This window comes from Bradyrhizobium sp. Ash2021 (assembly GCF_031202265.1).
Classification (GTDB): domain Bacteria; phylum Pseudomonadota; class Alphaproteobacteria; order Rhizobiales; family Xanthobacteraceae; genus Bradyrhizobium.
The window spans coordinates 9,286,813-9,305,418 of the sequence record NZ_CP100604.1 but is presented as its reverse complement, the minus strand read 5'-3'; the positions used below and the strand labels follow the sequence as shown (position 1 = coordinate 9,305,418).

Annotated in this window: 17 protein-coding genes, 1 tRNA gene and 1 pseudogene; 9 read left to right on the top strand and 10 right to left on the bottom strand. The window is 62.9% G+C overall.

Features of this window, described 5'->3' with window-relative positions; all coding sequences use genetic code 11:
* Positions 1-292 precede the first annotated feature (292 nt).
* Positions 293-523: a hypothetical protein gene (locus NL528_RS44665; RefSeq protein ID WP_309180712.1), complete on the bottom strand. Its 231-nt coding sequence runs from the start codon at positions 521-523 to the stop codon at positions 293-295.
* Positions 520-1,266 (bottom strand): sulfite exporter TauE/SafE family protein, encoded by a 747-nt coding sequence (locus NL528_RS44660; protein WP_309180711.1) that lies wholly within the window; start codon positions 1,264-1,266, stop codon positions 520-522. Before NL528_RS44660 ends, NL528_RS44665 begins: the two co-directional genes overlap by 4 nt.
* A gap of 95 nt (positions 1,267-1,361) precedes the next feature.
* On the opposite strand from NL528_RS44660, the gene NL528_RS44655 reads away from it, so the two are divergent.
* From NL528_RS44655 to NL528_RS44645, 3 genes are all read left to right on the top strand, one after another.
* The gene (locus NL528_RS44655) at positions 1,362-2,246 is read left to right on the top strand and encodes a LysR family transcriptional regulator (RefSeq protein WP_074272485.1); all 885 of its coding nucleotides are present in this window, start codon (positions 1,362-1,364) and stop codon (positions 2,244-2,246) included.
* A 970-nt stretch (positions 2,247-3,216) separates the two neighbouring features.
* Positions 3,217-3,531, top strand: coding sequence for a phasin family protein (locus tag NL528_RS47425; RefSeq protein ID WP_375144117.1), 315 nt, complete (start codon positions 3,217-3,219; stop codon positions 3,529-3,531).
* Between the two features lie 84 nt (positions 3,532-3,615).
* Positions 3,616-3,736: transfer RNA gene (locus NL528_RS44645), tRNA-Arg, on the top strand.
* Here NL528_RS44645 and NL528_RS44640 read toward each other — a convergent pair.
* The 4 genes from NL528_RS44640 to NL528_RS44625 all read right to left on the bottom strand — a co-directional run bounded on the left by NL528_RS44640 (position 3,735) and on the right by NL528_RS44625 (position 6,089).
* Positions 3,735-4,019, bottom strand: a complete 285-nt coding sequence (locus NL528_RS44640) for a GYD domain-containing protein (protein ID WP_309180709.1) — start codon at positions 4,017-4,019, stop codon at positions 3,735-3,737. The two genes, NL528_RS44645 and NL528_RS44640, sit on opposite strands and share 2 nt — an antisense overlap.
* Positions 4,020-4,160: 141 nt before the next feature.
* Positions 4,161-4,610, bottom strand: a complete 450-nt coding sequence (locus NL528_RS44635) for an isoprenylcysteine carboxylmethyltransferase family protein (protein WP_309180708.1) — start codon at positions 4,608-4,610, stop codon at positions 4,161-4,163.
* A gap of 121 nt (positions 4,611-4,731) precedes the next feature.
* Entirely contained in the window at positions 4,732-5,067 is a 336-nt protein-coding gene (locus NL528_RS44630) for a cupin domain-containing protein (protein ID WP_309180707.1), read from the bottom strand.
* 41 nt (positions 5,068-5,108) lie between these two features.
* Complete coding sequence (locus NL528_RS44625; RefSeq protein ID WP_309180706.1) at positions 5,109-6,089, bottom strand: tripartite tricarboxylate transporter substrate binding protein; 981 nt, start codon at positions 6,087-6,089, stop codon at positions 5,109-5,111.
* 181 nt (positions 6,090-6,270) lie between these two features.
* Between NL528_RS44625 and NL528_RS44620 the strand changes: the two genes are divergently transcribed.
* From NL528_RS44620 to NL528_RS44605, 4 genes and pseudogenes are all read left to right on the top strand, one after another.
* Positions 6,271-7,182, top strand: coding sequence for a LysR family transcriptional regulator (locus NL528_RS44620; RefSeq protein WP_309180705.1), 912 nt, complete (start codon positions 6,271-6,273; stop codon positions 7,180-7,182).
* A 238-nt stretch (positions 7,183-7,420) separates the two neighbouring features.
* Positions 7,421-7,720 (top strand): annotated as a pseudogene (locus tag NL528_RS44615) (cyclic nucleotide-binding domain-containing protein); the annotation flags it as partial.
* Between the two features lie 165 nt (positions 7,721-7,885).
* Positions 7,886-9,319, top strand: a complete 1,434-nt coding sequence (locus NL528_RS44610) for a patatin-like phospholipase family protein (protein ID WP_309185280.1) — start codon at positions 7,886-7,888, stop codon at positions 9,317-9,319.
* A 197-nt stretch (positions 9,320-9,516) separates the two neighbouring features.
* The gene (locus NL528_RS44605) at positions 9,517-9,996 is read left to right on the top strand and encodes a universal stress protein (protein ID WP_309180704.1); all 480 of its coding nucleotides are present in this window, start codon (positions 9,517-9,519) and stop codon (positions 9,994-9,996) included.
* Between the two features lie 40 nt (positions 9,997-10,036).
* Here NL528_RS44605 and NL528_RS44600 read toward each other — a convergent pair whose 3' ends face one another.
* Positions 10,037-10,441: a YccF domain-containing protein gene (locus NL528_RS44600; protein WP_309180703.1), complete on the bottom strand. Its 405-nt coding sequence runs from the start codon at positions 10,439-10,441 to the stop codon at positions 10,037-10,039.
* A 165-nt stretch (positions 10,442-10,606) separates the two neighbouring features.
* On the opposite strand from NL528_RS44600, the gene NL528_RS44595 reads away from it, so the two are divergent.
* On the top strand, positions 10,607-11,686 hold the full coding sequence (locus tag NL528_RS44595; protein WP_309180702.1) for an LLM class flavin-dependent oxidoreductase: 1,080 nt from the start codon (positions 10,607-10,609) through the stop codon (positions 11,684-11,686).
* A gap of 32 nt (positions 11,687-11,718) precedes the next feature.
* On the opposite strand, the gene NL528_RS44590 is transcribed toward NL528_RS44595, so the two are convergent.
* The gene (locus tag NL528_RS44590) at positions 11,719-14,826 is read right to left on the bottom strand and encodes an EAL domain-containing protein (protein ID WP_375143962.1); all 3,108 of its coding nucleotides are present in this window, start codon (positions 14,824-14,826) and stop codon (positions 11,719-11,721) included.
* Positions 14,827-15,118: 292 nt separating this feature from the next.
* Between NL528_RS44590 and NL528_RS44585 the strand changes: the two genes are divergently transcribed.
* Positions 15,119-15,757, top strand: a complete 639-nt coding sequence (locus tag NL528_RS44585; protein WP_309180700.1) for a carboxymuconolactone decarboxylase — start codon at positions 15,119-15,121, stop codon at positions 15,755-15,757.
* Positions 15,758-15,877: 120 nt separating this feature from the next.
* Here the strand turns inward: NL528_RS44585 and NL528_RS44580 are convergent, their stop codons facing one another.
* Positions 15,878-16,651, bottom strand: a complete 774-nt coding sequence (locus NL528_RS44580; protein ID WP_309180699.1) for a hypothetical protein — start codon at positions 16,649-16,651, stop codon at positions 15,878-15,880.
* 100 nt (positions 16,652-16,751) lie between these two features.
* The gene (locus tag NL528_RS44575) at positions 16,752-18,527 is read right to left on the bottom strand and encodes an EAL domain-containing protein (protein WP_309180698.1); all 1,776 of its coding nucleotides are present in this window, start codon (positions 18,525-18,527) and stop codon (positions 16,752-16,754) included.
* Positions 18,528-18,606 lie beyond the last annotated feature (79 nt).

The window sequence follows — 18,606 nt, the reverse complement described above, 5'->3', positions numbered from 1 at the left end:
GGCCCGGCGGGGCTTCAGGGGCGAGAAGAAAGGCCACAAAAGGCAAAGGTCACAGGTTCGAATCGTGTCGGGCGCGCCACTTGCCTTTGAGACTCACTGCAGCGGACGCTTTCGCGGAAGGGAGTTGCATTGAGCGACTTCGCCGTCGCGACCCCGGAAGCGCCATCGTGAGGCTTTGGTTGGTCGAAGATCCGGCATGAAGCATCTGCGATTCGTGGCCCTCGAGGGGATGACCAGACGGATCGAGCTACCTTGCGTGCAACGGCGCCAGAAGCGCCAGTCGCATTCCGGATCAATCGTGCCCGATCATGTCGCGCAGCTCCGGCGGGATGACGGGAGCGAGCTGCTCGGTCTCGGCCGAGACGACGACGGTTCTGACTGCGACAGGCGTCTCCGCACGCGAGACGCTCAAGTGTTGCGCTGCCACCGCGACGTCGAGCAGGGCGACGATCATGGCGGCCGCTATCAGGCCCGGGTTGGCCCCGGCAAAGATGGCGTCGAGCACTGGTGTCAATCGTTTCATGTCAATCCCCGCAGCAAGAGTTCGCCCCCCAGCACCAGCAGGCCGGCGAAGAAGCCAAGTCGGAAGGTCTCGGGCCGCACCCGTGCGCGGAGCCAACCGCCCAGCACCATGCCAGCGAGCGCCGGCACGAGCGCAAGCAACGAGGCACCCGTGGCTCCCATGTGCAGTGCGCCGTGCCAGGCAAGGCCAGCGGCGAGCGCCAGTGTGGAAATGGTGAAGGACAGGCCGAGCGCCTGAACGAGGTCGTCTCGTTCCAGCGCGAGCGAGCCGAGATAAGGGACGGCAGGGACAACGAAGACGCCTGTCGCTCCGGTGACCAGTCCGGTCACCACACCCGCCAGGGGGCCGGCCCAGGGCTCGGCCGCTGCCGGCACTCGCAGGCGCGGCTTGCGGAGTCCGACGCCGCCGTAGAGCGCGAGAGCGCCGCCGAGTGCGGCAGTCGTCGCGTGCCCTGCCGTGCCGGCGATCAGTCCCGACCCTGCGAGCGTGCCGACAACGACACCAAGCATCATGCCCCAGAGGCGGCGCAGCAGAGCGCCGAAGCGGGGTCCGGTGAAGAGCTGCCAGAGATTCGTCACAAGTGAAGGCACAAGCAGCAGCGCCGCCGCCTGGACCGGCGACATCGCCAGGCCAAGGAGGCCCATGGAGACGGTCGGCAGGCCGAGACCCGTGACGCCTTTCACCAGCCCTGCCAGAATAAAGGTGCCGGTGATGAGCATGATATGGGGTAGGAGATCCGTCATGAACGCAATCTGGTCCCGGACCCACTCTCTCACAATGCGGGAGTTGTTTAGCCTGCCTCAGTCGGAGACGAAGGCAATTCGCCCGGAGGGCCGCTATGCACTTTGATCTAGTCGACTTGCGCCTGTTCCTCCATGTGGCCGAGGCGGGAAGCATCACGGCGGGTGCCGAACACGCCGGCCTTTCCCTGGCGTCGGCGAGCGCGCGGGTGCGGGGCATGGAAGAGCAGGCCGGCGCGTCGCTGCTGGAGCGCGGCCACCGCGGCGTCGAGCTGACGCCGGCGGGCCGGACGCTGTTACATCACGCGCGGCTGGTGACAGGTCAGATGGAGCGGATGCGAGGCGAGCTTGGCGAGTACGCCCGCGGGCTCAAAGGACACGTGCGGTTGCTCGCCAACACCGCGGCCGCGGCGGAATTCCTGCCCGAAATGCTCGCGGCCTTCCTCGCCGCGAACCCGAGCGTGGACGTGGACCTCGACGAGCGGCCGAGCCCCGAGGTCGCGCGCGCCGTCGCTGAAGGGCTGGCGGAAATCGGTATCGCAGCCGACCACGCCGACTTCTCGGGTCTCGTGGCCATGCCCTTCCGCACCGACCGGCTCATGCTGGTTGTGCCCCGCGGACACAAGCTCGCCAACCGGGGACGAGTCGCCTTCGTCGAGGCGTTAGGCAGTGAGTTCGTGGGCCTCTCAGGCGACAGCGCGCTCGGCGGGCATTTGGAGGAGCATGCCGCGCGGACGGGCGCGCTGGTGCGAACGCGCATACGGGTGCGCGGGCTGGATGCAGCCTGCCGCATGGTCGCGCTTGGCGCCGGCGTCGCCGTGATCCCCGAAGCTGCGGCGCGGCGGTGGACGGGAGAGGGAGCGCTCTCCCTCGTCCAGCTGGAGGACCCCTGGGCCGAACGCCGTTTGATGGTGATCGTGCAGCGGCTCGACACGCTGCCATCCCATGCGCGGCGTCTCGCGGAGCACCTTGCGGCAGCATGATGGAGTCCAACGATGGGGGGCCGTGATGCCGGCGCAAGGTGAACCTCGTGCGCACGTCGCGCGACGTTAGTCCGTCATAGCGCCACGGCGAAGCAATAGTGCCCATCTTCATCGGCCGTGGCGCGCCATTCTCCTTGCGCTACAGTAGGCTGCAGCGCCGATAGACCGTCGATCCAGCACCTCTGAACCCTACGCGCGGACGCCATGGGATATGAGATTCACGCCGTGCGTCGCACTCGTGAAGGTCAAATCCGGCCACTCCCACTTTCCGAGTGGCATGCAGTCGTACAGCAGACTCAAAATGTACGCATGGCTGAAGGAGACTTCGAGATAGCCAACCCGAGCACCGGTGAAATCATCAAGGTTCGCAACACCGGCGGCGACGCTGAGGTTTGTTTCGAAACGAATAAGTGGCTGCGTGTGTTTCGCTGGTCACCCTCCGGTCGAATCTCGTTCAGGGCACCCCCGCGATTTTGATCTGCCCATCTCCGGTATCCGGTACCTATCCAGGGAACTTGCTCTCGCCCTGGGAGCATCAGTTGTCGGAGATGAAGGGGCGATTTACGACCGATCGCCGGGCCCATACTTCAGTGACCGCAGTTCAGAGTTCCAGTCACCACATCAACGCCGCGTAAGCAGCAAACCAGAACCGCGATTTGATCGCAAACATGGCGGAGTTTTGGCGTTTGGTTTGATTCGGAAACAGCGGGGTTCAACACAGGGGAGTTCAACAATGTCGACTAGACCCCAGGACAAATCGACCGGGAAGCCCCGCCAGCGTAGCCGGAAGGCGGACCAGCGGAGCCAGAAACCTGATCAACAGCAGAGCGCGAAGCTCGACCAGCGGGATGAAGATCAAATCGGCACAATGGTCGTGTCAGCTGACGCCCCCGCGAACCACGCGGCCGCGCCGGCGGAGCTCCCCTCAAGCGGGGCAACGCCGACGGATGTGCCCCTAATCGGCGAAATCATGCCGACGGAGGCCCCCTCAATCGTCGCAGTTGCGCCGACGGACAACCGTCCAATCATCATTCAAACGATCGCGAATGCCTACCGGGATTACACCAGGAAGGCGTTCCAGGAGACCATCTCCTTTATCGAGAAGCTCATGGGCGTGCGGTCGTTCGACAAGGCGATCGAGGTTCAGACCGAATTCGCAAGGCAGGCTTATGCGGACTTTGTCGCTGAGTCGCAGAATATTTGTGAACTCTACAGCGAACTTGCGATGCAGTTCTTCAAGCCATGGGAAGGCTTCGCGGCCAAGGCGACCCAAGCCGGGCGCTAGAAAGCACGGGCTCCGGCTTCTCAGGGGCCGTTTTTGCGCCCGACGCGGGCGGCTTGAAAGCATCAGAACTCCGATCGAGCCGCAGGCGCTCGTAGCTCAGCTGGATTGAGCATCGGATTTCGATTCCGAGGGGCGGGAGAAGCCCGCCCAAGCGAGGGTGGCGCAGGTGGTTGGCAGGAAACCTGTGAGCCCCCGCCCGGCGCCTAGCCCGCGGCGTCCTTGATGGCGGTTTCGAAGCTCTTTGCGTCGAAGGCCGGCATACTTTGAATCCGCCCGAGACCCTGGGTCGCGTACCAGACGGAGAACGCGAGCATCGCCCCCGGATTTGGGGCATCGACGATGTCGACGAAATCGTAGTAGCCCTGCGTGTAGTGGATCGACTCGATCTTGATGCCCAACTTGTCGAGCTTTGCCTTGGCCTTGCCGATCCGCTCCGATTGCTTGCTTGCCCACTCCGGGCTCAGATTACCAAGCATCACATATTTCATGGTTACCTCCACATGATGAGGATCATTTTGCGCGAAGGACCATACAATTATACGCCTTCCGGCGGCCCGCGCCCATGCCGTTCCGCGTAGCGGTAGCGGCGAGGCGCGGGTTCTCGGGCCCCGTATCTTGGCCGACAAACCCTACAGCCAGCGCCGTACCCGCGCGCGGCAGCGGCGATAGACGTCCCCGAACTTGCGCTCGAGATAGGCTTCCTCGCGGGTGATCACACCACCGTAGCGGATGACAAGGGCGAAGGGCACCAGCGTCATCAACAGCCAGAGGCTGTTGATGGCAATGGCCAAGCCGATGAGCCCCAGCATCATGCCGAGGTAGATGGGGTTGCGCGTGAAGCGGTAGGGGCCAGTCTCCACGATTGTCGTGGTCGGCAGGCGGGTGGGCACGTTCGAGCCGGCCCGGGTCATGGTTGTGATCGCCCACGCGACCAGCGCCAGTGCAAGGGCAAATACTATCGCGCCGTTGCGACGATCGGCGTGCCGTTGGCCAACGTCAATAGCGCCAATAACTGCAGTATGTGCAAAAAATGCATCCTCGCAGGCTATCGCAGCCCGCGCCGTTGCGCGACCCCTCATCGCCATCTCGTGATTCGGCGATCGTTGCCGGGTGGGGCTTGCACCCACCGGAAGGCGCCGCCTTTGCACGGCGCACACCCGAAGCAGACATTTGACGCCCGGCGCGGCGCGCCGCCCGTCATCAGGTGAGCAGGACAAAATCGTGCTCGCCCATCCTCTGCAAGACCAGAAATACGGCTGAGGTGTCACCGGCATTAGCGACAAGGTGAGGACGTCCCGGACGAACAGAATAGGTCATACCGACCGTCAGGCACACCTCTTCTTCCGGCTCGCGCGTAAAAACACGTATCGTTCCGTTGATGACGTAGAACGTATCCTGCGTTTCCGTGTGGTAATGCCAAGGTACCGTTTGGGTCGGACCGATCTGCATCTCGGCGATGCGGAAACCGGGCCGAGCAGCGTGATAGGCGCGACGTTCAACTTCATACGTCCGGCCTGCGGCGTTGAGCGGCTGCATGTGAACTCTCTCCAATTCTGCGCAATATGCGGCGGTCAACCTCAATCCGGCTTGATATTGGCCAGCCGGATTACTTTGCCCCACTTCCCGGTTTCGTCGGCGATGAGTTTGCCGAAATCGGCGGGCGAGCCGCCAAGCGCGGTGCCATCCAGGTGGGCAAGCCGCGCCTTGAACCCGGGATCGGCGAGTGCGGCGTGGATCTCCCTGTTGAGCTTGTCGATGATCTCGGTGGGCGTGTTCCTGGGCGCTCCGAGACCAAAGACCGAGCTTGCCTCGTAGCCAGGAACGAACTCGCCTACGGTCGGGATGTCCGGCAGCGCCTCCGAGCGCGTCGCCGTAGTTATTGCGAGCGCGCGCAGCTTGCCGGTCCCGATATACCCAATCAATAAGGCGAGGTTAGTAAAGAGGACCTGCACCTGCCCGCCGAGCAGATCGGTGAGCGCGGGCGTCACGCCGCGATAGGGCACGTGCACAATGTCGAGGCCGCCGGCCTCTTGCTTGAATAGCTCGGCGGTGATGTGGGTGATCCCGCCGACGCCGCCCGACCCGTAGGAGAGCTTGCCCGGATTCGCTTTGGCATAGGCGATGAATTCGGGAAGCGTCTTGGCCGGAACCGAGGGATTTACCACCATGACGAGGGCGCCGCGGATGAGGCCCGCGACGGGCGCGATGTCGCGAATGAAACTGAAATTGAGGTTGTCGTAAAGCGTCGCATTGATCGCGTTCGGCGTACCGACCAGGAGCAGCGTGTAACCGTCCGGAGGCGCGCGCACGACCGCCTCGGTGGCGATATTGCTGCCTGCGCCTGCCCGGTTCTCAATGACGAATGGCTGGCCGAGCCGCTCCGACAACCATTGACCGATCAGACGTGCGAGGATGTCGTTCGGGCCGCCGGCGGCAAATCCGACGATGATGCGCACCGGTCGCGACGGATAGGTTTGCGCCCAGGCGAAGCCCGATACGGCAGGGAGGGCCGCGGCGGCGGCTGCCAGATGCAGAAATTGGCGGCGTCGAAGGTTCATGGCGTCCTCCTCCGGTTCCGGGCTTGCGAGAGGTGCGGTCCTGGGTGGCCGGCTGTTCCGCGAGGTCGACGGCGAAAATACGTGAATGCTGCTATACGCGTATAATGCTATGTTTTGATATGGCTATATCAGTCTTGCAATGGGTGCCGGGATGCAGTTGAGCGATCGTATCGGACTCCGGATGAAGCTGCACGACCTCCATGTCCTGATGGCTGTCGTGCAGGCCGGCAGTATGAGCAAGGCGGCCGCACTCCTCAACACAACCCAACCTGCCATTTCCAGATCAATCGCGGAATTGGAACGTACCATCGGCGTGCGACTGCTTGAGCGCAACCCCCAGGGCGTCGAGCCGACCGAGTGCGGTCGCGCCTTGCTCGATGGCGGAGCGGCCGTATTCGATGACCTGCGCCAGGCGGTGAAGAACATCGAGTTTCTCGCTGATCCTACGGCCGGGGAAGTGCGGATCGGATGCACGCCCATTCTGGCCGCAAGCTTCGTTTCTGCCGTCGTTGATCGGCTATCCCGGCGCTATCCGCGCATCGTGTTTCACCTCGTGACCGCATATCTGGAGCCACTGCGCCGTGAATTGAGCGAGCGTAACGTCGATCTCTTGATCGTACGGAGATTCGGCCCCGCTGCAGACGAGCGACTGGACTTCGAATTTCTCTTTGATGACTCCTATGTCGTCGCGGCGGGCGCGCAAAATCAGTGGGTTCGGCGGCGCAGGATCGAGCTTGCTGAACTGGCGAGCGAATCGTGGACGCTGCCACCGCCGAAAAGCGTGATTGGGTCGATCGCAATAGAGGCTTTTCGCGCCTGCGGGCTCGATTATCCCCGCACGACTGTGGTTACCGATTCCCCCGAGGTGAGGATTAGTCTCCTGGCGACCGGGCGCTTTGTCACGATTTTCCCGGCTTCCATATTGAGATTTCCCACAATGCGCCCGGAGATCAAGGTCTTGCCCGTCAAACTGCAGATGGCCCAGGTGCAAAACGTAATCGTCACCCTCAAGAACCGCGCGCTCAGCCCCGGGGCGCGGCTTTTCATTGACTGCGCCCGCGAACTCGCAAAGCCGCTGGCGAAGCGAAAATGATAGATGCCCTGTCGAGTTGTGGCCCATCGTGTCGATCCCCGGGGTGGTACGGCACGGCGGCTATCGAGGGGGTCGTCTTCCGAGGTGGCGCCTCAGAGGCGGCGGGGTGTTTCGCGGTCCATGTTGCAGCGCTTCCATAAGATGCATCGCAGCGGCGGGCGCCGCACCGCCCCTTTACCGCTCGCAGGGAGGGCCGCCCGGCGCTAACATCGGGCGGCGCAATCGAACTGGATGGCCAATGAGCGGAGCGAGCGCGACATTTGCCTGGGGTAACGTGTCGGAGGACTTCGCTCTGTTCAGAACGCTCAGTTCGGAACAGCGGCTGAGGGCGCTCAACGCAATGGTCCGCCGCGATCTCGTGCGCGGGCAAATGCTCGTTGCACAAGGCGGCCCATCCGACTCATTATTTCTGGTGCTGCATGGCGCGCTCGCGGTGCGCAGACACGGCGACCTCGAACCTATCGCCGAGCTGCGCGCCGGCGAAATAGTCGGTGAAATCGGCTTCTTCGCAAATGTTCCGCGCACCGCCGATGTGATCGCCATCCGCGACACCAGCGTGCTTGCGCTGACGCGCGCAGCCTACCAGGAGCTTGCCAGGGACGCCCCGGCCATCGTCGAGGCACTGCTTGCGGCCCTCGCGCGCCGTTTCGCCAAGGAGACCGCGCGCCTCACGCCGCTTCGCGCCTCGCCGAAGGCGCGAACCGTGGCCCTGATCGACGGCGGACGCGAGCCGGTGCCAGGCGCCTTTGATCGTCGAATGCGTGATGGGCTCGCCGCTATCAATGCCGAGATCGTCGATCCCGTTCGTGTCAACGCCATATTTCCTGGGCGCGCGCTGGACGCGCCAGAGGTCGCTGACTGGCTTAACAGACTCGAACACGCCGCGCCGCTGGTGGTTTACCTCGGAGCTCGCGAATCGTTGGCATGGGCGCGCAAGGCTATCCGCCAGGCCGACATGGTTGTGTTCGCGTGCCGTGGAGATGCGCCCGCGGGAGCCTTGACGGACGTCGAAGCGTTCGCTTGCGAGGTTCATCCAATGTCGGCGCGCCGCCTCGTTCGCGTTCATGACCGACGGAGCAGTCAGGTCAGTGGCACCGCGGCCTGGCTTGCCCGGCTGCCCTCCTTCATGCATCACCATGTTGCTCTGGAAGATCAGGTTGATATCGACAGTCTGATCCGTTTTCTGTCCGGCCGCGCGATTGGATTCGTGGCCGCTGGCGGCGGTAGCTTTGGAACCGCACATGTAGGTATCTACAAAGCCTTTCGTGAGCTCGGCGTGATGTTCGATATCTTTGTCGGCACCAGTGTCGGCTCAGCCATGGCGGCGGGATTTGCCAAGAATTTCGAGGCCGAGGATCTTGAGCGCGGCACACACGAAATTTTCGTCAGAAGCCGCAGCTTCCGGCGGCCAACCTGGCCGCGCTACGCCCTGCTGGATCACAAGGCTTTCGATCGTGCACTCGCCGATCAATACGGCCGCGACTGCCGGATCGAGGATTGCTGGCGGCCTTTCGCGGCGGTCGCAACCAATCTTTCGACTCACAGTCTGGAATTGATCCGGTCCGGACCGCTGTGGCAGGCGGTGCGTGCATCGAGTGCAATTCCCGGACTGTTGCCGCCGTTCTATACGGCAGAAGGCGCGATGCTTGTCGATGGATGCGTGATCGATAATGTGCCGCTGGCGCCGATGCATCAACTAAAAAGCGGTCCCAATCTGGTCGTGCATTTCGGCGAGCCGGCGGCCGAGATGTTCGATGTCGCGTATGAGGCGCTGCCTGGACGGATCGAGCTCTTTGCAGCAATGCTGATGCCGTTCCGCAAGAAGCTGCTTCCCGCCGCACCGAGTGCGGTCAACGTGCTGTGGCGAAGTCTCGTCGCGCATCAGCGTTACGATACTCTGCCGACCGCGCCGCTCGATTTGGTCATGCGGCCACCCTGTCCGCCCGGAATCGATGTGACAGATTTCGACCGCCATACGGAGATTTTTGACGCGTCTTACCTGTGGGCTCGACAGGCCATCGCTGCGCTCGAAGCAGAGGGCAACGCGGCAGTCGCCGCCATCCTCGCCGCCGGCAAGCCGGCCACAGAACGACCTCGCCATCTCGTCGAATTCGCCGGCAACGCCCTATCCAGCTGAGCTTCGGGTGCGCAGGGGGCCATTTAGCCGATCGGCCTGATGCGGCAACCGCCTGGCGGGGGGCTCGGAAAAGGGAGACCCGGGCGGAGGCCGCCGCCTTTTGCCTGGGTCTAAACTTGCGAAGGGCCAAAAATCTGATCCGCCCCGGCCGATTGGTGCTAGTCTTTGCTCGTCTCGACCATCAATGGGAGCGCCTGATGTATAGGAAGGTTCTTCTCGCCTATGACGGGTCAATCGAGGGTCGGCGCGCCTTGCGGGAGGGCGCAAAGCTCGCGCAGCTTTGCCGTTCCGAGGTCTTTCTGCTCGCGGTCGTCGAGATCTCGTCCATCATGACCCCCGAAGCTGGGCTTGCGATCCCGATCGAGCAGCAAGCCGACGATTACAAAGCGATCCTGAACGAAGGCTCGGAGCGGCTGAAGGCGTTGGGCTTCTCCCCGACTTCGCGGCTGGAAGTCGGAGATGCCGGGCAAAAGATTGCGGAAGTCGCCGAGCAAATCGGGGCCCACCTCGTCGTGGTCGGTCATCGTCCGCAAGGGCCGCTGGCGCGATGGTTCGGTTCGGTCGGCAGCTACCTGGTCAAGCGGCTCCGCTGCAGCGTGCTGGTCGCCCAGACCGAGATCAGCGACGACGAGTTCGAACAGCTGAAGCCGCCGATGGAAAGGGCGGCCTTGCGCTAGAGATGACACCGCGCCGAGATTATCAGGCCTTGGGTAATTCTCAGGCTGGAACGATGATCTTGCCGATCGGCCACAGCGCGATGCCGGCCAGCTTCAAATGGGCCCAGGCGAAGGGGATGCCGACGATGGTCAAGGCCATCAGGATCGCGGTGATGACATGCCCGAGTGCCAGCCACCATCCCGCGAGCACCAGCCAGATGATGTTGCCGATCACGCCCAGCGGGCCGGTGCCGATATCGGGCTGTCCGGTGTAAGCCTCGCGTGACACGGCTCTATGACCGAACGGAAACAGGGTGTAGGCCGCGATATTGAACGCGGCCCTGGCCCAGGGCAGCCCGATAATCGTGATCGCCATGATAACAGCGGCGACCAGCCAGCCGACGGCCATCCATGCGCCGCCGATGACGATCCAGAGAATATTCAGAAGCAATGAGACCGGGGACATGAAGCCATCTCCATCTTGCCGGCGGTACGATTGAAATCAAAAATCGCGCCGGCGCCGAAACCGGCTCGCATCGCGGCCCGCATCAACCCGATTGCCGCCGGGAACCCAGACGGTAAACTGTTTCCCAACACGATCAAGCAACCCGCCCAAAAGGGAGAAGCGTCGATGCGTCCGCTCGAATTCGGCTGGTATCTGCCCACGCATGGCGACACCACGGCCTATGGCCTGATGGAGGCGCAAATCGCCGGGTCGCCTGAATTGTGCGACCGCGTGGTGCAGGCGGCGGAACTGGCCGGCTTCGAATATCTGCTGATCCCGGTCGGTTCGACCTGCTGGGAGGCCTGGATATCCGGAGCGTTCATGGCGGCGCGTTCGTCGAAGATCAAGCCGCTGATCGCGGCGCGGCCGGGCTATATCAATCCGGTGCTGCTGGCCAAGATGATCTCGACCTTCGACCAGATGTCGGGCGGACGCATCTGCATCAATCTGATCGCCGGCCAGAACGAGAGTGAAGTCGTGGCTGAGGGCGTGCGTTATGCCAAGGAGGAGCGCTACGCGCTGATGGAGGAGGAGGTCTCGATCCTCAAGGCGCTCTGGACGACACGCGGCCCGCTGAATTTCGAGGGCCGGTTTCACAAGCTGTCCGGCGCGCATATAAGGCCGCGGCCGCTGCAGCAGCCATTTCCAAAATTCTATCTCGGCGGCGGCTCGCGCCAGGCCTGGGAATTGTCGGCAAAGCATTCCGACGTGCATCTGTTCTGGGGCGATCTGCCGGAGCGCATCGCGCAGAACATCGCCGAGATCAGGCGGATGGCGCGCGCGCATGGCCGCGAGAACGAGATCGGCTTCGGGATGCGGCTGCAGGTGATCTGCCGCGAAAATGAAGCGGATGCGTGGGAGGCCGCAGATCAACTGGTGCGTCACGCCACCGAGCGGCAGAAGCAGGAGATGAAGACGCTCTACAACAGGTCCGAGGCGAACCAGCGCGTGCAGCAGCTCGCCCGCGAACATGGCGACCTGCTGCTGCCGCATTTATGGACCGGCATCACGAAAGTCCGTCCGGGCGCCGGCATCGCCGTGGTCGGCAATCCCGCCCAATGCGCCGGCACGCTGCAGCAATTCATCGATGCCGGCTGTCATTCGTTCTGCCTGTCCGGCTATCTGCATGACGAGGAGGCCGAGCGTTTTGGGCGGCTGATCCGGCCCATTCTCGCCGAAACCAATCGCAACCGGTGGGCGGCGTAAGGCGCGCCCGATGGTCGTTGCAGCCGACGACGTCAGGCCAGCGCCTGCGCCCTTTCGCGGTGCGCGCCGAGCAATCGCCTGACCTCGAGGGCTGGCTTGGCCGCGCTGAACAGGTAGCCCTGCATCTCGGTACAGCCGAGCTTCCGCAGTATTTCCCTCTGCGGTTCGGTTTCGACGCCTTCGGCCGTCGTCGTCATATTGCGCGCCGCGGCGATGTTCACCACCGCCTGCACGATTGCCGCCGAGCCGTCGACCTCGATATCGCTGACGAAGCAGCGGTCGATCTTGATCTTGTCGAACGGGAACCGCTTCAGATAGCTCAGCGAGGAGAAGCCGGTGCCGAAATCGTCGAGCGCGATGCGCACGCCGATGGCGCGCAGCTGATGCAGGATCGCCAGCGCGGTCTCGTCGTCATGGATCAGCACCGCCTCGGTGATCTCGATCTCCAGCCGGCTTGGATTGAGACCGGAGGCCGCGAGCGCGCCCGCAATCCGCAGCGCCAGCGTCTGGTTTTTCAACTGTATCGGCGAGACGTTGACGGCAAGCCGGATCTGATGCGGCCAGGTGGCGGCCTCGGCGCAGGCGGTTTGCGGCACCCAATCGCCGAGCTCGTTGATCAGGCCGGTGTCCTCCGCCAGCGGGATGAACTCCGCGGGCGAGACCATGCCGCGTTCGGGATGACGCCAGCGCAACAGCGCCTCGCAACCCGTTATCTCGTTGCTGCGGAGATCGAGCAGCGGCTGGTAATGGATTTCGAAACCGCCATCGACCATCGCCTGGCGCAGATCCCGTTCCATGGTGAGCCGGGCCTTGGCGCGGGCGTCCATGGCCGGCTCGAAGAAGCGATGGGTCCGGCGTCCTTCGGCCTTGGCGGCGTACATCGCCAGATCGGCGTTCTTGATCAGCTGATCGAGATCGGTGCCGTCCTGCGGCGCCAGCGCGATGCCGATGCTGGCGTCGGTGGAGAGATGATGACCGAGGCATCGGCAGGGTTGCCGGATCGCGTCGTGGATTCGCGTCACGAATTCTATCGTGTCGGCGACACCGCCGACGGCGGTCTGGATCACCGCAAATTCGTCGCCGCCAAGCCGCGCGATGAGATCGGTCGGCTTGATGCAGTGCTTGATGCGGGCTGCCACGGTCTTCAACAGCTCGTCGCCGACATGATGGCCGAGCGAGTCGTTGATACCCTTGAACTCGTCGATATCGATATAGAGCAGGGCGAATTTTTCGCCCTTTACCGCCTTGCGAAGCTCGCGCTCGATTTGCTCGCGGAACAGCACCCGGTTCGGCAGGTCGGTCAGTGCGTCGTAATGCGCGAGGTGCGCGATTTTTTCGTCGGCACGCCGGCGCTCGGTGACGTCGTCGACGACGTGGATGATGTATCGCGTCTCGCCCGCGGAATCGCGAATTCCGATGCGTCTCGACGTGATGTAACGCGCGCCCATCGCCTGGGTTTTCCAGAGGTGTTCGTCTTTGAACAGTCCATCGGTGGATTGCAGCGCGGTCTCGTCATCGGCCGTGACGATCTCGGCGGAAGCCTTCGGAAATATATCGAAGGCCGTCTTGCCGACGATGAGATCGCGTGAAATGCCGAATTGTGCTTCGGCCACGCGGTTGACCAGGAGATAGCGGCGGTCCTGCGTCCCCTTTACGGTGATCTGCGAGGGAATGTGATCGACGATCTCGCGCAGGAATGCATAGTTGCGGTCGCGCTCCTGTTCGAGTTTGCGGCGCTCCGTGATGTCTTCCATCGTGGCGACCCATCCGCCGTGCGCCAGCGGCTTGCTGATAGCCAGAAAGGAGCGCCCGTCCGCACATTGCATGATGCTGTGGTCGACCTGGCCCTGTGCGATGTTATGCATAACGCCGGAACAGAATTCGTCCACCTCGCCTGCAAAGGACCCGGTGTCCTTGCGGTGCTGCATCAGCTCACGGAAATGACAGCCTGGCTTCACGACCTCCGTCGACAGGTTGTACATGTCGACGTAGCGCCGGTTGAAGGTGACAATGCGAGCTGAGGCGTCGAAGAGTACCAAACCCTGGATCATGTTGTTGAGCGCGGTGTCGAGCTGGCCCCTTTCCGATTCCAGCCGCTGCTGCGCTTCCCGGCTCTGCCGGGTCATCTGCCGGATGATCAGAAGCAGGATCAGGGCGATCACCAACGCGGCCAGGGTGGCGGCGGTGATCAGGAATCTGGTTTGCTCGCGCCAGTCGGCCAGCGCGGCCGAGACCGTGTTGGTCGCGACGACGACAATCGGGAAATGGCTGAGCCGTGCCGCGGAACCGAGCCGGTCCAGTTGGTCGACCGGGCTTTGCACCCGCAGCGTCTGCGGGCCTCCCTGACTCAGGACGCGCTGCAGCAGCGGCGCCGTTGGAAACTTCTGCCCGATCAACTGATCGACGTGCGGATAGCGCGCCAGCAGGGTGCCATCGGCATGAAACATGGAAATGGCTGCATCCATTCCGATGGCGACGGAGGCAAAGAATTTCTCGTAATTGGCGGGGTCGATGCGCCGCGTCATCACGCCGAGAAAGATCCCATTTTCCCCGTTCAATCGATGGGCGATGACGGTGTTCAGGTTGCCGTCGAGATGGCTGCGAACCGCCTCGGTCAGAATTGCTTCCGATTGCGGGTTGGATTTGAAGCTCTTGAAGTAGGCCCGGTCGGCGATACTGAGGGGTGGTGCCGGCAAGGGTCTCGACCAGTTGATCAGGTCTCCGCCGGTATCGAGGATGGAGATGTCGCCGAGATAGGACAGGCCGCTGGTTTTGGATCTCAGGATCTCATGCGCTTGCGGACTCGACATCCGTTCCCGGAACGTCTCCGACGAAGCGATGCCGGAAATGCGCAGCTGGGAGATCACATCGGCAGCGATCTTCTCGGAGTCCTCGAACTGCTGGTCGAAGTGGCGTGTGAGCAGCAGAACGGTATTCTGCAGCTCGCGCTCGCTGTTATGCAGCGCGCGCTCGCGGAATTCACCGACCATCATGATGGTGCCGATGAAGATCGCCGCGACCAGCAACCCGCCGCAGAGCGCCAGCCATAGCACCGGGCTCCGGATCGTCGCGGTACGGTCTCGTCCGATCGCTGCGGCTTGTGACATCAAGCCTCTTATGTCGTTAAACGGATTGCGCATTCCCTTCCCCCGAGGCAATTCATACGATGCAGAAATGACATAAGCGGTTAGGAAATCCGGTTACCCGGAACTTAATCTGGCTCGAGGCTTAGTCGGGCTTAATCGGGGTTGCGCGGATCGGTCGCGGCCGCCCTGGATCGCGGCTGTTGCGCGCCCGCTGGCGAAATTGCAGCCCTGATCCCCGGCAGGGGCCGTTCAATACCCCATTGAACCAATCGTCCATCGGGCTAGGCTATTTGCCGCAGGAATCAGCCAATGCGGCGACAAGCCCGCGCCTGTCAGGGAGAGAACAATGAAAAAATGGCTCGCCGTCTTCGGTGTTGCGGCGCTCGTTGCAGCGCCACCCACAAGCCGTGCCGAGGAAATCACCCGCTTTACGCCCTTGAAGACCGAGGAATTGACCCCGCCGCAAAAGGCCTGGGCGGACATGATCGCAGTGCCGCCGCGCAACGCAAAATTCACCGCGCCGCCCTACCGCGCCTATATCCGCAGCCCCGATCTGGCGCCGCGGCTGTCGGCGCTGTCGGACTATCTGCGCTGGAATACCTCGCTGCCGCCGCGCCTGAGCGAACTTGCGATCCTGATCACCGCGCGGCAGTGGACGGCGCAATATGAGTGGTTCGCGCATTATCCGCTCGCGCTCAAGGGCGAGCTCGATCCCAAGGTGGCGGATGCGATCGCGGCCGGCAAGCGGCCCGACAATATGCGGGATGACGAGGCGGCGCTCTATGATCTGGTGACCGCGCTCTACCGCAACCGGAAGGTCACCGACCCCGTCTACAAGGCGGCGCTCGAAAAATTCGGCGAGCGCGGCATCATGGATATCATCGGCATCATCGGCTATTACGACCTGGTCTCGATGACGCTGATCACGATGCAGGCCGGCGCGCCGAACGACAGCGTGCCGCCGCTGCCGGCGCTTTCGAAATAGGTCGGTCAAATGGGAATTCGATCGAGCGGCGGATGCGTCGTTCTTGTCCTCCCTCTCCCCGCAAGCGGGGCGAGGTGACCGGGACGCCGGTGCCGCTTCAACTCATTGCCATCCACCGTGCTAGCCATCCAGGTCTGCAGGCTCGCGGGCGTTTTCGAAGGCGGCCATGGTTCCCTTGAGTTCGTCGAGGGCCGCGCCGAGTTCGCCGGGACGATCGGTGAATTCCTTCGCAAGCGTCTCGCGGCGCTTCTCGATTGCCCGATCGATCGAGGGACCGAAGCTTGCGGCCGACGCGATCTCCTTGGCGAGCCGGGTATATTCCAGCCACACCAGATACAGCATCAGCGGCGGGACCTGCTGCGCTGCCAGCATTTGGCTGTAGCGCGCATCGGCGCCCTCCATCGCCCACCATTGCTGGCCAAGAACGATGATCTTTCTGAAGGCGCTAAGCGTCCCCAGAAATTTCTCCCGGTTGACCTCCACCAGCCCGGCGCAGTGATTCAACCAGTTGAAGCCGGCGACAACAGCGATCGCCAGATCGGCCATCGTTGAACCCGTGAATTCAATCACGGTATCGTCGTGGGGCCGTTGCCGGAGATAGGCGTCGAGCATTTCCGGCTGACGGGCGGGGTCGCCCAACAGTTCGAACTCGCGCCGGGGCACCACCATCACATAGCGCATGGCCTCCAGCCGGGTGTGGTCCCAAATGGCGCTGACATCGCCGCCGGCATCGGAGCGCGCGCGCTTGCAGGCCGGGTAGACCAGCTTGCCCTCATCGACGTCGTCGAGGTACCGCGGAACGCGCGTCTCCAGGTCCTGCAACAGGGCCTGAGGGCCGAAGGGGGGTGCCTTGTGCGCCCGGTCCTTCGGGAGTTGCCAGCCGAACCAGTCCATTCAGACCTCAAACCTCGGGCCTCAAACATCAGGTCTTACTTAACATCAGGTCTTACTTGGGATCACCCGAGCTCCAGTCTAGCGGATGATCGCGTCCCCGTCAGCGCCGATAGCCGCGGCCGCGCGAATAGCCGGCGCGGTTTTCCTGCGCCGGGCGGCTTGCGTGACTGCTGCGGGCCTCGCTGGCAAGCGGGATCGCCGGCGCGAGCTCCTCGAGGAAAATCGGTCGCGAGAAATAATAGCCCTGCGCGTAGCGGATCTTGGTCGCGGCCTGCAGATAGGCCAGCTCCTCGAAGGTTTCGATGCCCTCGGCGATCACGGTCATGCCGAGTGCTTCGCTGAGCGATTCGATCGCCCGCAGAATGCCCTGGCTGCGCGGGCGCTGATGGATATCGGTGATGAAGGAGCGGTCGATCTTGATTTCATCGGCGGTGATGTCGGCCAGCGCCGACAATGACGAATAGCCGATGCCGAAATCGTCGATCGAGACACCGACGCCGAGCTTGCGAAAGATCGGCAGGATTTCATCCTGGAAAAGCGTCTTGGTGACGAAGGCGTCTTCCGTCACTTCGATCATGAACCGGCCCGGAAATCCGGTCGCCTCGAGCGCCTCCGCGAACGGCCGCATGAACTCGGGATTGCCGGCCTGCTTGGCCGCGACATTGATGCTGATCGTGGTATCGGGACCGAAGGTCTCGTTGATCAGGTCGATCGATTTGACGATTTCTGCCAGCACCAGATGGGTCAGCTCGTCGATCAGCCCGAGTTCGACCGCGAGATTGATGAACGTGCCGGGGGCCTGGATCACGCCTTCGTCGTCGCGCAGCCTGACCAGCGCCTCGATGCCCTTGACGTCCTTGGTCCGGATATCGACCTTGGTCTGGAAAGCACAGCAGAAGCGCTTTTCCAGAATCGCCAGCCGCAGCGATTGCTCGATCTTCATCCGCGCCAGCGCCTCACGCTCCATGCCGGCGTCGAAAAACGCCGCGGCGCCCTTGCTGCCGTTCTTGACGCGATACATCGCGATGTCGGCGTTCTGGCGCAGCAATTCGTAGCTTTTGCCGTGTTCGGGATAGAGGCTGACGCCGATCGAGGTGGAAGCGAATATCTCGGAACCATCGATGAAGAACGGCGCCTTCAGCCGCTGCAGGATGAAATGGATGTATTCGGCGACCTCGGCCTCGCTCCGGATCGGGTTGAGCAGCAGCAGAAATTCGTCGCCGCTGATTCGGGACAGCACGTCGGATTCACGCAGGTCCAGCGCCAGCCGCTTGGTGATCTCCACCAGCAGCGCGTCTCCGATCGCATGCCCGTAATAATCGTTGATATGCTTGAAATTGTCGACATCGAGAAAGGCGAGCGCGAAATGGCCCTGGACCGACTCGCACTGTAGGAGGCTGTTGACGCGATGCTCGATCACCCGGCGCGTCGGCAGGCCCGTCAGTTCGTCATAATAGGCCGACCGGAACAGCTGGTCCTCGAACGCCTTTTGTTCGGTGATGTCGGCGGAACTCGAAACCAGCAGATTGCGCTCGGCGACCCGGATCGGCCGATGCGCGGTGAGAAACACCTGTTTCACCGCGCCGGCGGTAATCGATTCTTCCAGAACGGCCGAGCGGCCGCAGCGCAGCAGCTCGAGGCAGGTATCGCGGCGATCGCTCGCTTGCGTAGGCGCCGGGGCGCTTGCGGCCATCTGGAGTAATGCTGCGGCGGCATCGTTCACCAGCAGGAATTCGCCACGCTCGTCCTGAACGGTTACGCCCGTTGGAAGCAGCCGGAACACATCCCTCAGAATGCTCAATTCGGAATCGAAAGCGCCTGCGTGGTCGGCCTTCGTCGCGGCGGCCTGAAGATCTGGTTTGGGGGGACTGTGCATGGCCGCCGAGCTTGCCAAAGTCTCTTGTAGTATTGGTTAAGTGGTACTGCGAAAAGCCGCGACAGTCATACACGCTTAG

What these genes read in the sequence shown, in the direction of transcription:
- NL528_RS44665 (WP_309180712.1), bottom strand. Translation starts at nt 523, where the DNA reads ATGAAACGATTGACACCAGTGCTCGACGCCATCTTTGCCGGGGCCAAC.
- NL528_RS44660 (WP_309180711.1), bottom strand. Translation starts at nt 1,266, where the DNA reads ATGACGGATCTCCTACCCCATATCATGCTCATCACCGGCACCTTTATT.
- NL528_RS44655 (WP_074272485.1), top strand. Translation starts at nt 1,362, where the DNA reads ATGCACTTTGATCTAGTCGACTTGCGCCTGTTCCTCCATGTGGCCGAG.
- NL528_RS47425 (WP_375144117.1), top strand. Translation starts at nt 3,217, where the DNA reads ATGCCGACGGAGGCCCCCTCAATCGTCGCAGTTGCGCCGACGGACAAC.
- NL528_RS44640 (WP_309180709.1), bottom strand. Translation starts at nt 4,019, where the DNA reads ATGAAATATGTGATGCTTGGTAATCTGAGCCCGGAGTGGGCAAGCAAG.
- NL528_RS44635 (WP_309180708.1), bottom strand. Translation starts at nt 4,610, where the DNA reads ATGAGGGGTCGCGCAACGGCGCGGGCTGCGATAGCCTGCGAGGATGCA.
- NL528_RS44630 (WP_309180707.1), bottom strand. Translation starts at nt 5,067, where the DNA reads ATGCAGCCGCTCAACGCCGCAGGCCGGACGTATGAAGTTGAACGTCGC.
- NL528_RS44625 (WP_309180706.1), bottom strand. Translation starts at nt 6,089, where the DNA reads ATGAACCTTCGACGCCGCCAATTTCTGCATCTGGCAGCCGCCGCCGCG.
- NL528_RS44620 (WP_309180705.1), top strand. Translation starts at nt 6,271, where the DNA reads ATGAAGCTGCACGACCTCCATGTCCTGATGGCTGTCGTGCAGGCCGGC.
- NL528_RS44605 (WP_309180704.1), top strand. Translation starts at nt 9,517, where the DNA reads ATGTATAGGAAGGTTCTTCTCGCCTATGACGGGTCAATCGAGGGTCGG.
- NL528_RS44600 (WP_309180703.1), bottom strand. Translation starts at nt 10,441, where the DNA reads ATGTCCCCGGTCTCATTGCTTCTGAATATTCTCTGGATCGTCATCGGC.
- NL528_RS44595 (WP_309180702.1), top strand. Translation starts at nt 10,607, where the DNA reads ATGCGTCCGCTCGAATTCGGCTGGTATCTGCCCACGCATGGCGACACC.
- NL528_RS44590 (WP_375143962.1), bottom strand. Translation starts at nt 14,826, where the DNA reads ATGCGCAATCCGTTTAACGACATAAGAGGCTTGATGTCACAAGCCGCA.
- NL528_RS44585 (WP_309180700.1), top strand. Translation starts at nt 15,119, where the DNA reads ATGAAAAAATGGCTCGCCGTCTTCGGTGTTGCGGCGCTCGTTGCAGCG.
- NL528_RS44580 (WP_309180699.1), bottom strand. Translation starts at nt 16,651, where the DNA reads ATGGACTGGTTCGGCTGGCAACTCCCGAAGGACCGGGCGCACAAGGCA.
- NL528_RS44575 (WP_309180698.1), bottom strand. Translation starts at nt 18,527, where the DNA reads ATGCACAGTCCCCCCAAACCAGATCTTCAGGCCGCCGCGACGAAGGCC.